At 41.7% G+C, this 15514-nt stretch carries 12 protein-coding genes; 8 read left to right on the top strand and 4 right to left on the bottom strand.

The annotated features are described in order from the left end of the window. Positions 1–157: 157 nt before the first annotated feature. Positions 158–1507 carry a glutathione-disulfide reductase gene (gorA, locus tag ADH27_RS08620; protein WP_048717385.1) on the bottom strand — a complete coding sequence of 450 codons (1350 nt, stop codon included), beginning with the start codon at positions 1505–1507 and terminating at the stop codon, positions 158–160. 200 nt (positions 1508–1707) lie between these two features. Between gorA and ADH27_RS08615 the strand changes: the two genes are divergently transcribed. From ADH27_RS08615 to lysS, 4 genes are all read left to right on the top strand, one after another. After that, complete coding sequence (locus ADH27_RS08615) at positions 1708–2865, top strand: efflux RND transporter periplasmic adaptor subunit (protein WP_048717383.1); 1158 nt, start codon at positions 1708–1710, stop codon at positions 2863–2865. Beyond that, positions 2849–3544, top strand: a complete 696-nt coding sequence (locus tag ADH27_RS08610) for an ABC transporter ATP-binding protein (RefSeq protein ID WP_006595919.1) — start codon at positions 2849–2851, stop codon at positions 3542–3544. Before ADH27_RS08615 ends, ADH27_RS08610 begins: the two co-directional genes overlap by 17 nt. Then, positions 3544–4896: an ABC transporter permease gene (locus tag ADH27_RS08605; protein ID WP_048717382.1), complete on the top strand. Its 1353-nt coding sequence runs from the start codon at positions 3544–3546 to the stop codon at positions 4894–4896. The genes ADH27_RS08610 and ADH27_RS08605 overlap by 1 nt, the downstream gene beginning before the upstream one ends. A gap of 183 nt (positions 4897–5079) precedes the next feature. Continuing rightward, positions 5080–6570 carry a lysine--tRNA ligase gene (gene lysS, locus ADH27_RS08600; RefSeq protein ID WP_048717380.1) on the top strand — a complete coding sequence of 497 codons (1491 nt, stop codon included), beginning with the start codon at positions 5080–5082 and terminating at the stop codon, positions 6568–6570. 36 nt (positions 6571–6606) lie between these two features. Here the strand turns inward: lysS and ADH27_RS08595 are convergent, their stop codons facing one another. From ADH27_RS08595 to ADH27_RS08585, 3 genes are all read right to left on the bottom strand, one after another. Beyond that, the gene (locus ADH27_RS08595; RefSeq protein WP_048717378.1) at positions 6607–7230 is read right to left on the bottom strand and encodes a histidine phosphatase family protein; all 624 of its coding nucleotides are present in this window, start codon (positions 7228–7230) and stop codon (positions 6607–6609) included. Positions 7231–7244: 14 nt separating this feature from the next. Beyond that, complete coding sequence (locus tag ADH27_RS08590) at positions 7245–7718, bottom strand: aminoacyl-tRNA deacylase (protein ID WP_129269583.1); 474 nt, start codon at positions 7716–7718, stop codon at positions 7245–7247. Between the two features lie 86 nt (positions 7719–7804). Continuing rightward, positions 7805–8668 carry a GH25 family lysozyme gene (locus ADH27_RS08585; RefSeq protein WP_048717377.1) on the bottom strand — a complete coding sequence of 288 codons (864 nt, stop codon included), beginning with the start codon at positions 8666–8668 and terminating at the stop codon, positions 7805–7807. A gap of 257 nt (positions 8669–8925) precedes the next feature. Here ADH27_RS08585 and ftsW point away from each other — a divergent pair, with 257 nt between their 5' ends. The 4 genes from ftsW (at position 8926) to tpiA (ending at position 15446) form a co-directional block, all read left to right on the top strand. Continuing rightward, a complete protein-coding gene (gene ftsW / locus ADH27_RS08580; RefSeq protein ID WP_048717375.1) occupies positions 8926–10164 on the top strand; it encodes a cell division peptidoglycan polymerase FtsW in 1239 nt (412 codons plus the stop codon). 28 nt (positions 10165–10192) lie between these two features. Further along, positions 10193–13018 (top strand): phosphoenolpyruvate carboxylase, encoded by a 2826-nt coding sequence (gene ppc, locus ADH27_RS08575; protein WP_048717373.1) that lies wholly within the window; start codon positions 10193–10195, stop codon positions 13016–13018. A 309-nt stretch (positions 13019–13327) separates the two neighbouring features. Next, a complete protein-coding gene (gene tuf / locus ADH27_RS08570) occupies positions 13328–14524 on the top strand; it encodes an elongation factor Tu (RefSeq protein ID WP_048717371.1) in 1197 nt (398 codons plus the stop codon). 163 nt (positions 14525–14687) lie between these two features. Beyond that, the gene (gene tpiA, locus ADH27_RS08565; protein ID WP_006595928.1) at positions 14688–15446 is read left to right on the top strand and encodes a triose-phosphate isomerase; all 759 of its coding nucleotides are present in this window, start codon (positions 14688–14690) and stop codon (positions 15444–15446) included. Positions 15447–15514 lie beyond the last annotated feature (68 nt).

Here is a 15514-nt window from a genome sequence, read left to right as displayed (position 1 = left end):
ATTAGTGAATCTGATTGTTATCTTATCAAACCTTGTTATCTTACAAAAATGTAAGGAATGAAAGTTAAAATGAAAGATTAGACTATGGTAGCTCCAATGATGATCCATTAAAATAAAAACAGAAGAAAAAGGTTTGTCGAACAAACCTTTTCTGATATTAGCGCATAGTAACGAATTCTTCGGATCCAGTTGGATGAATAGCGACTGTCGCATCGAAATCAGCTTTTGTGGCTCCCATCTTGATAGCAACAGCAAATCCTTGGATCATTTCATCTACCCCATACCCAAGACCATGGAGACCGACAACGGTTTCATCCGGTCCTACAGTGATGAGTTTAAATTTAGCCAACTGACGATGCTGGGTCACAGCTGAATACATAGAGGCGAAACTTGAAGTATAGACCTTGATAGCGTCTTTTCCATATTGTTTTTCGGCTTCTTCTTGAGTGAGACCGACTGTACCAATCGCTGGATGAGAAAAGACAACGGTAGGAATGGTTGCGTAGTCCATTTTAGCATCGGTTTTTCCATTAAAGAGACGTTCGGATAGGGTACGCCCTGCCTTGATAGCGACAGGAGTTAATTCTTTTTCGCCCGTGACATCTCCAAGAGCATAGATGCCAGGAACAACCGTATTCTGGTATTCATCTACTGCAATGAATCCTTTTTCATTTAAGGTGACGCCTGCAGCTTCTAGATTGAGGTCTTGGACGTTTGGTTTGCGCCCTGTTGCCCAGATGACATGATCAGCGACAAAAGATGTTTGGTCTTCGAAATAGACTCGGATTTGACCATTTTCTTCCTTCGTGAGTTGAACAGGAACCTTGTGAGCATGGAGAGGCAATCCTTGTTTATCCATCTCTTCCATTAAGCCATCGACAATGTAAGAATCAAACTTTCTTAAAGGACGATCCCCTCGAACGAAGAGGTCTGTCTTAACACCAAGGGCATGGAGGACACCGGCTAGTTCTACCGCAATGTAGCCAGCGCCAATAATGGCAACTGATTTTGGTAGTTCTTCCCAAGCAAAGACATCGTCAGAGGTTTCTCCTAGTTCTGCTCCAACTAGATCTGGGATGTAAGCATGAGCCCCTGTAGCGATCACAATGTGTTTAGCCTTGATGGTTTCCCCGTTGACTTCAACTGTATGAGGGTCGACAAAGCGTGCGCGACCTTGGATATACTCCACACTATTTCGTTTAAAACTACCATCATAAGAAGAACGAGCCCGATCAATATAAGCTTCGCGATTTTTTCTTAAGGTCGCAAAATCAAAATTGGTCTGTTCAGAAGTAAACCCATAATCTGGACCGTAATCACGAATGGCTTCAGCAATTTGGGCGCCATACCACATAATTTTTTTAGGGACACATCCTTTGTTGACACAGGTTCCACCTAGCTGCTTTTCTTCAATAACAGCAGCGCGGGCTCCATGTTCTCCAGCCCGGTTCATGGTAGCAATCCCTCCGCTACCTCCACCAATGGAGATAATATCAAATTCTTTCATGGTTAGTACTCCTTTGTTGATTTACACCTTCATTGTAACAACATAGGTTACAAAAATCAAGAAATTGCCATCGTTGAGTAGGAGGAGAAAACAAGATAGCAAAAAAAACTTGCAAAACAGATGATTTTGAATTGAAAAATAAGGAAATATGATATACTAAACTTATAATTTGAAACGCTTTCGAATACTGGAGGAAATAAATGAAAAAATTTAAAAAATGGCAAATCGTTACAGCTACAGGCGCTGCACTAGCAGTCGTAGGAATTGGGACCTGGCTTGCTTTTGGAAAATCTAGCAATAGCCCTGAGGAGTTGGTGGATATGACTCCTATGGTTCAAACAGTCAAAGAAGGTTCAATTGCTTCATCAGTATTATTGACAGGTAAGGTCACAGCCAATCAAGAACAATATATTTACTTTGACGGAACCAAAGGAGATTTGCAATCCATCCTAGTGAATGTCGGGGATCAAGTAACCGCTGGCCAAGCTATTGTTCAATATAGTAGTACAGAAGCGCAAGCTGCCTATGACGCGGCGGTACGTGCGGTCAATAAGGCAGATCGTCAATTGAACGATCTCTTGACCAATGGAGTGACCATTGATACAACAGGGGATGAGGAAGCAGATAGTAGTTCGGCCTCTCAAGCCCAACGCTCCTTGGATACACAAGTGGGTGATTTGCGCGATGCTCGTGCAGATGCAGTAGCCAATATGGAAAAAGCCAAGGCTTTGTTGGATGCTACAACCGTAAAAAGTAGTACAGATGGAACGGTTGTAGAAGTCAATAAAGACGTTTCCAAATCAACAACCGGAACCAACCAAACCCTGGTTCATATCGTCAGCAACGGTAACCTTCAAGTAAAAGGTGAGTTGTCTGAATACAATCTAGCCAACATTTCAGTTGGTCAAGAAGTGACCTTAACCTCTAAGGTCTATCCTGGAAAAAAATGGACTGGAAAGATTAGCTACGTTGCCAACTATCCGACAGATGCTGGTCAGGCTGGTGCAAATGCCGCAGGTTCTGGACAAGGAACAGGGGGAGCTAAATATCCGTTTACGGTAGATATTACCAGTGAGATTGGTGATTTGAAACAAGGTTTCTCTGTCAATATTGAAGTAAAAAGTTCAACCATCCATCCTTTAGTTCCTGTGACAAGTGTCTTATCTGACGGTGATCAAAGCTATGTTTGGACCATTGAAGCTGGCAAGGCTAAAAAAGTCAATGTTACCTTAGGAAATGCAGATGCAGAAAATCAAGAAGTCTTATCTGGTTTGAAGAAAGATGCGCAAGTGATCATCAACCCTTCTGGCGATTTGGAAGATGGGAAAGAGGTCGGAAAATATGACAAAATTGATTGAGCTGAAAAACATCAATAAAAGTTATCAAAATGGCGATCAAACCCTACAGGTATTAAAGGATATCCATTTAGATGTGGAAGAAGGGGAATTTCTAGCTATTATGGGACCTTCCGGTTCTGGGAAGTCTACCCTAATGAATATCATCGGTCTTCTGGATCGTCCGACCAGTGGCGAATACCGCTTGGAAGGGGAAGAGGTAGGAAATCTTAGTGAGAAGAAATTAGCCCAGGTTCGCAATGAGCAAATAGGCTTTGTCTTCCAACAATTCTTTCTCCTATCGAAACTCAATGCCTTTCAAAATGTCGAGCTTCCCTTGATTTATGCAGGAGTAAATCCTTCTAAAAGAAAAGAATTAGCTGAACAATTTTTAAAGAAAGTTGAGCTAGATACGCGGATGCACCACCTTCCTTCGGAATTGTCTGGAGGGCAAAAACAACGGGTGGCCATCGCGCGTGCTTTGGTCAATCATCCTTCTATTATCTTAGCGGATGAACCAACAGGAGCTCTTGACTCCAAGACCGGCGATCAGATTATGGAGCTTTTGACAGCCCTCAATCAAGAAGGAAAAACCATTATCATGGTGACCCATGAAACGGAGATTGCTGCCTATGCCAAACGTCAGATTGTCATTCGAGATGGAGTGATTTCTTCGGATAGCCGCAACGAAAGGAGGGCCTGATGCAGAACTGGAAATTCGCTATTAGTTCCATTATGGGACATAAAATGAGATCGTTCTTAACCATGGTAGGGATTATCATCGGGGTTGCCTCAGTCGTTGTCATCATGGCTCTCGGAGATGGGATGAAAGCGGGAGTGACTAAGACCTTTACCAAGGATCAACAATATGTTCAGATTTCCTATTCCGCCCGAAAGAGTGGCTACATGACTGGTTTTAATCTTGGCCCGGAACCTGTCTCAGAAGAAGGAGGCGCAGAAGGTGGTGGCGAAGGCGGTGTTGCCAGTGAAGAAGACCAAGGAATGTCACCGCCAGCTGGCTATGGAGAGGAAAGTAGCGAGGACGTTGACAACCCAATCCTTGAAACACCACCCGTCGTTCAAGAAGAATGGGTCAAGGAATTGACCAAGATTCCTGGCATTGATGGCTACTATGTTGGTAATACGGCCAATGCCACTATCTCCTATCAGAAGAAAAAATCTGAAGGGGTCAATATCATGGGAGTCAATGATACTTATTTCTCAGTAAGAAAATTTGAATTGGTTTCAGGAAGAAAACTGAATCCTTCAGATTATCAGAGTTTCTCACGGGTCATCATGTTGGATGAAGGCTTAGCTTCGACCTTATTTGGGACGGAAAGTGCCCTCAACCAAGTGGTTGCTGTCGGAGACAACAACTATCGGGTGGTAGGGATCTTCAAGGATCCAAATGCTGGATCTGCATTATACGGGGTTTCTTCTGGAGGAAGTGCCTTGATGGCCAATACCCAAGTAGCTTCAGAATTTGGAACAGAAGAAATTTCTACTATTGTGGTGCATATCCCGGATGTCAAACAGATTAAACCAACTGGGATCGAAGCGGCGAAAAAATTAACCGAGTTATCGGGAGTTCGCCAAGGAGAGTTCCAAATCTTTAACATGGATAGTATCTTGGAGCAGACCAATCAAATGCTCAGTATTATGACAACAGTCATCGGAGCGATTGCAGGAATCTCCCTTCTCGTTGGTGGGATTGGGGTCATGAATATCATGTTGGTATCTGTGACTGAGCGGACACGTGAAATCGGTCTGAGAAAAGCTCTTGGAGCTACTCGTGGAAAAATCTTGATTCAATTCCTCATCGAATCCATGGTCTTGACCATGATGGGAGGAATTCTCGGTCTGGGATTGGCCTATGGTGTCAATGCCCTCATCGCCACAGCTGCCGCAGGTGCTCTAGAAGGACCACCAGTCGTCTCCATGTCAGTGGCTATCGGAAGTATCATCTTTTCAGCTTGTGTCGGAATTGTCTTTGGTATCTTACCAGCAAGCAAGGCATCAAAACTCGATCCGATTGAAGCTCTTCGCTATGAATAAGGATGAATGACCTATATAGTTGACTCGGATGAAGTAAAATTTGATTATGAATGAATGGAATGTGATGGAAAAGGGAGAAGGAACCCTTTCCTTCCATTCCTTTTTTCATTTTTCCTGCTCAAGAATAGTGTATTTCCCCGTCAAATATGATAAAATAGGGGAGAATAACTTAGGAGGTTCCAAATGACTACTGAACATATGGAAGAATTAAATGACCAGCAGATTGTCCGTCGTGAAAAGATGGCGGCCCTTCGTGAACAAGGAATCGACCCATTTGGAAAGCGATTCGAACGAACTGCAGATTCTGGTCAATTGAAAGAAAAATATTCAGAATTAGATAAAGAACAACTTCATGACTTGAACGAAACAGCCATTATTGCAGGCCGTCTTGTGACCAAACGTGGTAAAGGGAAGGTTGGTTTTGCCCACCTTCAAGACCGTGAAGGTCAGATCCAAATTTACGTTCGGAAAGACGCAGTTGGTGAAGAAAATTATGAAATTTTCAAAAAGGCTGACCTTGGAGATTTCCTTGGGGTAGAAGGAGAAGTGATGCGGACTGACATGGGTGAGCTTTCCATCAAAGCTACTCACATCACCCATTTGTCTAAAGCCCTTCGTCCCTTGCCTGAAAAATTCCATGGCTTGTCTGATGTGGAAACCATCTACCGCAAACGCTACTTGGATTTGATTTCTAACCGTGAAAGCTTTAACCGCTTTGTAACCCGTTCGAAAATCATCTCAGAAATCCGTCGTTACTTGGATGGTCAAGGCTTCCTTGAAGTAGAAACACCTGTTCTTCACAATGAAGCTGGTGGAGCATCTGCGCGTCCGTTTATCACTCACCACAATGCCCAAAACATTGACATGGTACTTCGTATCGCGACCGAGCTTCACTTGAAACGCTTGATTGTTGGTGGAATGGAGCGCGTTTATGAGATTGGCCGTATCTTCCGTAACGAAGGAATGGATGCTACCCACAATCCAGAATTCACTTCCATCGAAGTCTACCAAGCTTATGCTGACTACCAAGATATTATGGACTTGACGGAAGGAATTATCCAACACGCTGCGAAAGCTATTCATGGGGATGGTCCTGTTAACTACCAAGGAACTGAAATCAAGATCAATGAACCATTCAAGCGTGTCCACATGGTGGATGCAATCAAGGAAATTGCTGGTGTTGATTTCTGGAAGGAAATGAGCTTTGAAGAAGCAGTAGCCCTTGCTAAAGAAAAACATGTGCCAGTTGAAAAACACTACACTGAAGTGGGGCATATTATCAATGCCTTCTTCGAAGAATATGTGGAAGAAACCTTGACACAACCAACCTTTGTCTATGGACACCCTGTAGCTGTATCACCATTGGCTAAGAAGAATGACGAGGATCCTCGTTTCACAGATCGTTTCGAGCTCTTCATCATGACCAAGGAATATGCTAATGCCTTTACAGAATTGAACGATCCAATCGACCAATTGGAACGGTTCGAAGCGCAGGCACGTGCCAAAGAATTGGGAGACGACGAAGCAACTGGAATTGACTACGATTATGTAGAAGCTCTTGAATATGGTATGCCACCAACAGGAGGATTGGGAATCGGTATCGACCGTCTCTGCATGCTCCTTACTGATACGACTACTATCCGTGACGTATTGCTCTTCCCAACTATGAAATAAGCTAAAAGAAAACACTGATCACAAGATCAGTGTTTTTTAGTCTTCCAAATAAGAAGTATCATTCCAAGTTTCTAAGTAAAAGTGCTCAAAATCATCTGTTGTCAAAATGGTCACACTGGCATTGGTGAGACCGCCATTTTTACGGAGTTCCTCTGTTTTATAGCCAAGTAGGCTCCGAATAGAAGCTGTTAAATTAGCCCCATGGCCAACGATTAGAATGGCCTCGCCAGACTTGTCTTTTAAACTTTTGATAAAATTTACGGTCCGTTGGGTGGTTTCTTCAACGGATTCTGCTCCGAAAATATCGTGGTGAAACTCAGCTAAATTATGACGAAAGGCCTTCATTTCCTCCGGATAGAGAGCCTTCAACTCCACAATTTTTCTACCTTCTAACCTACCAAGCCGCCATTCCCGTAGAGCAGGAGTCTCTTGGAGGGAGATAGGATGTTGATTTTGCTCGAGAATGATTTGAGCAGTATGGACAGCTCTAGGCAGGTCACTTGAATAAGCTGCATCAAAGTATGTTTGAGATAAATGCTGGCCCAAGGCTTTTAACTGTTGGATGGAAGATTCTAAAAGCGGAGAGTCACCATTTGCCCCTTGAATACGTCCCTCTTCGTTCCACTCAGTACGTCCGTGACGGACAAAATATAATTTCATATTAGTTTTATCCTTTACTCAACTAAGTCCTCGAAGCTAGCCTTGACAAAATCAGCTAAATCCTGCGCCTTGATTTGAATACTGTGACCAACTTCACCTGCAGAGACAATCATCTGATCGAGTTCCAGGGCTGACTGGTCAATAAAAATAGGGTAGTTGTGTTTTTGTCGAATGCCAACAGGATTATTGGCCCCGTGGACATAGCCTGTCGTCTTTTCCAAGTCTTTTTGCGGAATCATACTAACTTTTTTATTGCCAGATAGTTTGGCCAATTTTTTTTCTGACAAGTGGGCAGAGATGGGAACAATCCCAATGACGGGACCAGTTTTATCACCTATTAGAGCCAGTGTCTTATAGATTTGATCAGTCGTAACCCCTTCTGGAATGATTCCCTCAAGGGCATTGATTTGTAATCCTGTATGGTCGATTTTTGCTTTTTGCAAGATTTGTTCAACCAATGTTTTTTTTACTTTTTGTTTTTTTGCCATCTCACTCTTCTCTTTCTCTTAATTTCCTAACATTATATCACACTCTTTGAGTTTCCGTTCAAGAGAAAAAGAGGCAGTTGCCTCTTTTAATTCTTTTCTATAGTAAATAGTTTTCGGTAGATCTTTTCTTGATCTTGTGTAGGCGCAATCTGGTTCAAGTCCAAGTAGTGGGTGAAGCCATTCAATTGCCCCTGAGAGGTGTACTGATGAAGATCATACTCGTCATCGGTAGATGGGGCAGCATTGTAGTAGCCGTCATCATAGCCATAAGTTGGAATCCAGAGGGCGGTAAATTTATCTGTGGAGATACTATGTTCTTCCATGAAATAGGTCCCAATATAGATTCCGATATTTTTGGCTCCCAATGATTCTAGCTTGGCACGGAAAGCTTCCACTCCAGCGTTCATATCATTCATCGTTTTTTCTTCTACATCCAACCAATAATAGGTTGGTTTGTATTTTTTGGACGCCTGATAGAACTCTTCTGCTTCCTTTTCCATTTCTTTTTTGTCCTTGGCAGCTACGTAAGCATATACCGCAACTGGAATATTTCGTTTTTGAAACTCTTTAATATGAGTTTCGTATGATTTGTCAATTCCATTTAAATAAGTTGCAGCATTTTCTTTTTTAGCTTGAGCGCCACTATGAACTCGAACAATGACTCCAGAAACATTCTGTGCTAAGAGATCATAATCAATCTCGCTTGGCAATTGCCAACCAGAGATATCAATAATTGGTCGATTCAAAAATTCTTGATCTAATTCTTCAACTGAGTCAGAAGAAGAGGAAGATGGGATTTTTGTTTGATTGGTTTTCTTTGCCTCTTGTAGGATCTTGTTTCTAGCAAGTTGATTCCTTTGGATATCTGCTACTGTTTTAGAAATTATCAAAAAGGAAAAGATACTTGCGAAAAAGACAAAGAGGACAATTGGTTTAATCCTTTTTCTCATACAGAATCATTTTACCGTAAAAGATGGAAAAAGGCAAAACAAAGGGTCCGAAAACAGGAAAAAATAAGATGATATTATAGTGAATCAGAGAATTGATTTTCCTTGCTTCCTCACAATAGTTGAAGTAGAAATAAGAGTTAGACTGGTCTGTTTGATCATCTTTTGAAAGTGAAAACCGAATCTTATTTGGTCTTTCCTTTTTTTTACTATTGAAAGGTGATATAATGAAATTTGAAAATTAGAAGTATGGGTGTTACATGAAATTAGAAAAACGTCATTTTTTAAACTATTCAATCCTGATCCCTTACCTCCTTTTGTCAGTATTGGGATTGATTGTAGTCTACTCGACAACGAGTGCCTTAGCCATCCAAAAAGGGGTTAGTCCTTTCGGAATGATCAGAAGCCAGGGGATCTTTTTTGTTCTAAGTTTGATCACTATTCTGATTACCTATAAGGTGAAATTAAATGTCCTTAAGAAAAAGGGCTTCATTGGAATTTTCATTATAGCTGAGACGATCCTTCTTTTGCTATCACGTTTTATCACAGATACGGTGAATGGTGCGCATGGATGGTTGAGTTTTGGAGGTTTCTCTATTCAGCCAGCTGAGTATTTGAAGATTATCATCGTCTGGTACTTGGCCCTGGTCTTCTCCAAAAAGCAAGAAGAGATTCAACGATATGATTACCAAGCGTTAACCCACAATCAATGGCTTCCTCGAGATTTGTCGGATTGGCGTTGGATGGTGCTCTTCCTGATTGCTATTGTGGTCATCATGCCAGACTTAGGAAATGCGACCATTCTTGCACTGACAACCTTAATTATGATTAGTGCAAGTGGGATAGCTTACCGCTGGTTTTCAAGCCTATTAGCCATCCTAGTGGGAGGCTCAACCGTTCTTCTTTATTCCATTCAGCTAATTGGGGTAGAGCGTTTCTCTAAAATCCCTGTCTTTGGCTATGTAGCGAAACGTTTCAGTGCTTTTTACAACCCCTTTAATGATTTATCAGATTCGGGACACCAACTAGCCAATTCTTATTACGCCATGAGTAATGGGGGCTGGTTTGGCTTGGGACTCGGAAATTCGATTGAAAAGCAAGGGTATCTGCCAGAAGCTCATACAGACTTTGTCTTTTCAATCGTTATTGAAGAACTTGGTTTTGTGGGAGCTAGTCTCATCTTAGCCTTGTTGTTCTTCTTAATTTTGCGCATTATTCTTGTCGGGATTCGGGCAAGAGATCCATTTAATTCAATGATGGCGATTGGTATAGGAGGGATGCTCCTGACCCAAACCTTCATCAACATTGGTGGGATTTCTGGGCTGATTCCTTCGACAGGGGTAACCTTCCCCTTCCTTTCACAAGGAGGAAATAGTTTGTGGGTCTTATCCATTGCGATTGCCCTTGTCTTAAATATTGATGCGAGTGAAAAGCGTGCCCTAGCTACTCAAGAGGCCCCTTCTTACGAGAAGCCTCAGAAAATTCAGAGCTATTACTAAACCGGTGTGAGTAAAGAAAGGAGTTATCATGACTTTACAAAAACTAGAGAGCTATACCAACAAAGAGATTATCAAAGAAGAAGCTGAGATTTTAACCACTATTTTAGAAGATATTGCTAAAAATTTGGTGAGTCCAGAAACCTTTAATAAGATTCTTGAATTGAAAAAACTATCTGTTTCAAAAGACTATTTAAAATTGGATCAAATTGTCAAAGAGCTATCAAATGAAGAGATGACCGTGATTTCTCGCTACTTTGCCATTCTCCCCTTATTGATTAATATCTCTGAAGACGTTGATTTGGCTTTTGAAATCAATCATCAAAATAATGTGGGGCAGGACTATCTAGGGAAACTATCGTCTACCATTCGCCAGGTAGCTGAGACTGAAAATGCACAGGAAATCTTGGAGCACCTCAATGTAGTACCGGTACTGACCGCTCATCCGACCCAAGTGCAACGGAAAACCATGTTGGACTTAACCACTCACATTCACAGTCTTTTACGCCAACATCGAGATGTAAAAGCTGGCTTGATGAACGAAACCAAATGGTACAACAATTTGCGTCGTAATATCGAAATTATGATGCAAACCGATATGATCCGTGAAAAGAAACTCAAGGTAACCAATGAGATTACCAACGTCATGGAATACTATAATAGTTCCTTCCTTCAGGCTGTTCCTAACTTAATGTTGGAATACAAACGTCTTGCCAAGGAGCAAGGGATTGAGTTGCAACAACCCAAACCGATTACGATGGGAATGTGGATCGGTGGAGACCGGGATGGGAATCCTTTTGTAACCGCAGAGACCTTGAAGCGATCAGCTACGATTCAAAGTGAAGTCATTCTGAACTATTATATTCAGAAAATCTCTAGTCTTTATCGGAACTTCTCCCTCTCTACCAACCTTTCAAAAACCAGTCAAGCGGTTGAAGAGATGGCAGCCCGTTCCAGTGATACATCTGTCTTTAGAGAGAAGGAGCCCTACCGTCGGGCCTTCCATTATATTCAATCCAAGTTGGTCCAAACCTTTTTGAATATCAAGGAATGGTCTGTAGTTGGCTCAACAGTAGATGACCGTCATCCGGTCGAACGTCTTCTTGGTGCTCACACCCATCAACAAGGAGTGGTTTCCGATTATATCGGTACCCGAATCAGTGGTGCCATCCAAGAGTTGGCAGAAGATCGCCCTCCTTATTACGAAACAGTTGAAGAATTTAAACAGGATTTGACCCTTATTCAAGAGTCATTGATTGAAAATAAGGCAGAAGCTTTAATCTCAGGGGAGTTTGCTGAGTTATTAGAAGCAGTAGAAGTCTTTGGATTCTTCTTGGCTTCGATCGATATGCGTCAAGATTCGAGTGTCCATGAAGCTTGTGTTGCGGAACTTCTCAAAGAAGCTGGAATCAATGACCATTACAGTGATTTGTCAGAAGACGAAAAGTGCGAGTTGCTTTTACAAGAGTTGTTAGAAGATCCTCGTATTTTATCTGCTACCCATGCAGAAAAATCAGAATTGCTTGAAAAAGAATTAGCTATTTTCCAAACAGCGCGTGAATTAAAAGACCGCTTAGGAGAAGATGTTATTCGCCAAACCATTATTTCTCATGCAACCAGTGTATCGGATATGCTTGAGTTGGCTATTATGTTGAAAGAAGTGGGACTGATTGACAAGGAAAGCGCACGTGTGCAAATTGTTCCCCTCTTTGAGACGATCGAAGACTTGGATCAATCTGAAGATACAATGAGAAAGTATCTATCACTTCCAATTGCTAAACGCTGGATTGCTTCTAAGAATAACTACCAAGAAATTATGCTTGGTTATTCAGATAGTAACAAAGATGGTGGTTATCTATCTTCTTGTTGGACTCTTTATAAGGCCCAACAACAATTAACAGCGATTGGCGACGAGTTTGGTGTCAAAATTACCTTCTTCCATGGCCGTGGGGGAACGGTTGGTCGTGGGGGTGGTCCAACCTATGAAGCCATCACCTCACAACCATTGAGATCCATTAATGACCGTATTCGTTTGACGGAGCAAGGCGAGGTTATTGGCAATAAATATGGGAACAAGGATGCAGCTTATTACAACTTGGAAATGTTGGTATCTGCAACGATTAACCGGATGATTGCTAAGCAGAAGAGTGAAAAGAGCATGTCCGATCAGTACAATGAGATTATGGACCAGATTGTCAATCGTAGCTACGATATTTATCGTGAACTGGTGTTTGGCAATGAGCATTTCTATGATTACTTCTTCGAATCCAGTCCGATTAAGGCCATTTCTAGTTTCAATATTGGTTCCCGTCCAGCAGCCCGTAAGACCATCAAAGAAATCGGTGGCTTGCGTGCTATTCCTTGGGTCTTCTCATGGTCACAGAGCCGGGTGATGTTCCCTGGCTGGTACGGTGTAGGCTCTAGTTTTAAAGAATTTATTGATGCAGATCCTGAAAACATTGAAACCTTGCGTTATATGTACCAAAAATGGCCATTCTTCAAGTCTCTTCTTTCAAACGTAGACATGGTACTCTCAAAAGCCAATATGAACATTGCTTTTGAATACGCCAAGCTTTGTGAGGAAGAGGAGGTTCGTGACATCTTCAATATTATCCTGGACGAGTGGCAATTGACTAAGGATGTTATTTTACAGATTGAAGGTCATGATGAACTCTTAGCTGAGAACCCTTATCTAAAAGATAGTTTAGATTATCGTATGCCATACTTTAATGTTCTAAACTATATTCAATTAGAATTAATTAAACGCCAGAGACGTGGCGAGTTGCCTGCAGATCAGGACAAGTTGATTCATATTACGATCAATGGTGTCGCGACAGGATTGCGTAATTCTGGTTAATCGTGAACCTTAAAACCAATCCCGATTAAAGGGATTGGTTTTTTACTGGAATAAAGTGAAAATGATTGTGAAAAAACTCGAAATTGGTCGCAAAGAATGAAATATCTAGCTGTTTATTTCAAAAAAGAAGTGGAAATGAGATTTCACAAACTTTCATTTGGATAAATTCCTTTAAGAAAAAAGAAATAAGAAAAAAAGCTAGTAAAACACTTGCAATTTAGACGAAATTTGATAAAATAGTAAGGAAAGTTAGACTGTATTGCCTACTGTCTATCTATAAAATATATTTTATTGGAGGCTTTTACTCAAATGGCAAAAGAAAAATACGATCGTAGTAAACCACACGTTAACATTGGTACTATCGGACACGTTGACCACGGTAAAACTACCCTAACTGCAGCTATCACAACTGTTTTGGCACGTCGCTTGCCTTCATCAGTTAACCAACCTAAAGACTATGCGTCTATCGATGCTGCTCCAGAAGAACGCGAACGCGGTATCACTATCAACACTGCGCACGTTGAGTACGAAACTGAAAAACGTCACTACGCTCACATCGACGCTCCAGGACACGCGGACTACGTTAAAAACATGATCACTGGTGCCGCTCAAATGGACGGAGCTATCCTTGTAGTAGCTTCAACTGACGGACCAATGCCACAAACTCGTGAGCACATCCTTCTTTCACGTCAGGTTGGTGTTAAACACTTGATCGTCTTCATGAACAAAGTTGACTTGGTTGACGATGAAGAATTGCTTGAATTGGTTGAAATGGAAATCCGTGACCTTCTTTCAGAATACGATTTCCCAGGTGATGACCTTCCAGTTATCCAAGGTTCAGCTCTTAAAGCTCTTGAAGGTGATTCTAAATACGAAGACATCATCATGGACTTGATGAACACTGTTGATGAGTACATCCCAGAACCAGAACGCGATACTGACAAACCATTGCTTCTTCCAGTCGAAGACGTATTCTCAATCACTGGACGTGGTACTGTAGCATCAGGACGTATCGACCGTGGTATCGTTAAAGTCAATGACGAAATCGAAATCGTTGGTATTAAAGAAGAAATCCAAAAAGCGGTTGTTACTGGTGTTGAAATGTTCCGTAAACAACTTGACGAAGGTCTTGCAGGGGACAACGTTGGTGTGCTTCTTCGTGGTATCCAACGTGATGAAATCGAACGTGGACAAGTTATCGCTAAACCAGGTTCAATCAACCCACACACTAAATTCAAAGGTGAAGTTTACATCCTTACTAAAGAAGAAGGTGGACGTCATACTCCATTCTTCAACAACTACCGTCCACAGTTCTACTTCCGTACAACTGACGTAACTGGATCTATCGAACTTCCAGCAGGAACTGAAATGGTAATGCCTGGTGATAACGTGACTATCGACGTTGAGTTGATCCACCCAATCGCCGTTGAACAAGGTACTACATTCTCTATCCGTGAAGGTGGACGTACTGTTGGTTCAGGTATGGTTACTGAAATCGAAGCTTAATTCGATCTAGTTCCCAGATTAACAATTATATAGACAGACAGAAAACCCCGTGAAGACGGGGTTTTTATTGTTTTAAAAAGTAAAAGAGTTTGTGCAACCTTTCATTATCACGAAAATTATGGTAAAATAGTTAGTATAAAATTAGAAAAACGAGGTATGTGAAATGTCACGTAAACCATTTATTGCTGGTAACTGGAAAATGAACAAAAACCCAGAAGAAGCAAAAGCATTCGTTGAAGCAGTAGCATCAAAACTTCCTTCATCTGATCTTGTTGAAGCTGGGATTGCTGCACCTGCTCTTGACTTGACAACTGTTCTTGCTGCTGCTAAAGGTTCAAACCTTAAAGTTGCTGCTCAAAACTGCTACTTTGAAAACGCTGGTGCCTTCACTGGTGAAACTAGCCCACAAGTTTTGAAAGAAATCGGTACGGACTACGTTGTGATTGGTCACTCAGAACGTCGTGATTACTTCCACGAAACAGACGAAGACATCAACAAAAAAGCAAAAGCTATCTTTGCTAATGGTTTGCTTCCAATCATCTGTTGTGGTGAAAGTCTTGAAACTTACGAAGCTGGTAAAGCGGCTGAATTCGTAGGTGCTCAAGTATCTGCTGCTTTGGCTGGTTTGACTCCTGAGCAAGTAGCTGCATCTGTTATCGCTTATGAGCCAATCTGGGCGATTGGTACTGGTAAATCTGCATCACAAGACGATGCACAAAAAATGTGTAAAGTGGTTCGTGACGTTGTAGCTGCTGACTTCGGTCAAGAAGTAGCTGACAAAGTACGTGTCCAATACGGTGGTTCAGTGAAACCTGAAAACGTTGCTGAATACATGGCTTGTCCAGACGTTGATGGAGCTCTTGTTGGTGGTGCATCACTTGATCCAGAAAGCTTCTTGGCATTGTTGAACTTCGTAAACTAATCGAACATAAAAAGAGAGTGGGACAGAAATCGGTAATTCGTTAGAATTCGATTTCGTCGTCCCACCTC

The organism is Streptococcus sp. 343_SSPC (assembly GCF_001072385.1).
Classification (GTDB): Bacteria; Bacillota; Bacilli; order Lactobacillales; family Streptococcaceae; genus Streptococcus.
This window is presented reverse-complemented; position numbering and strand designations above follow the sequence as displayed.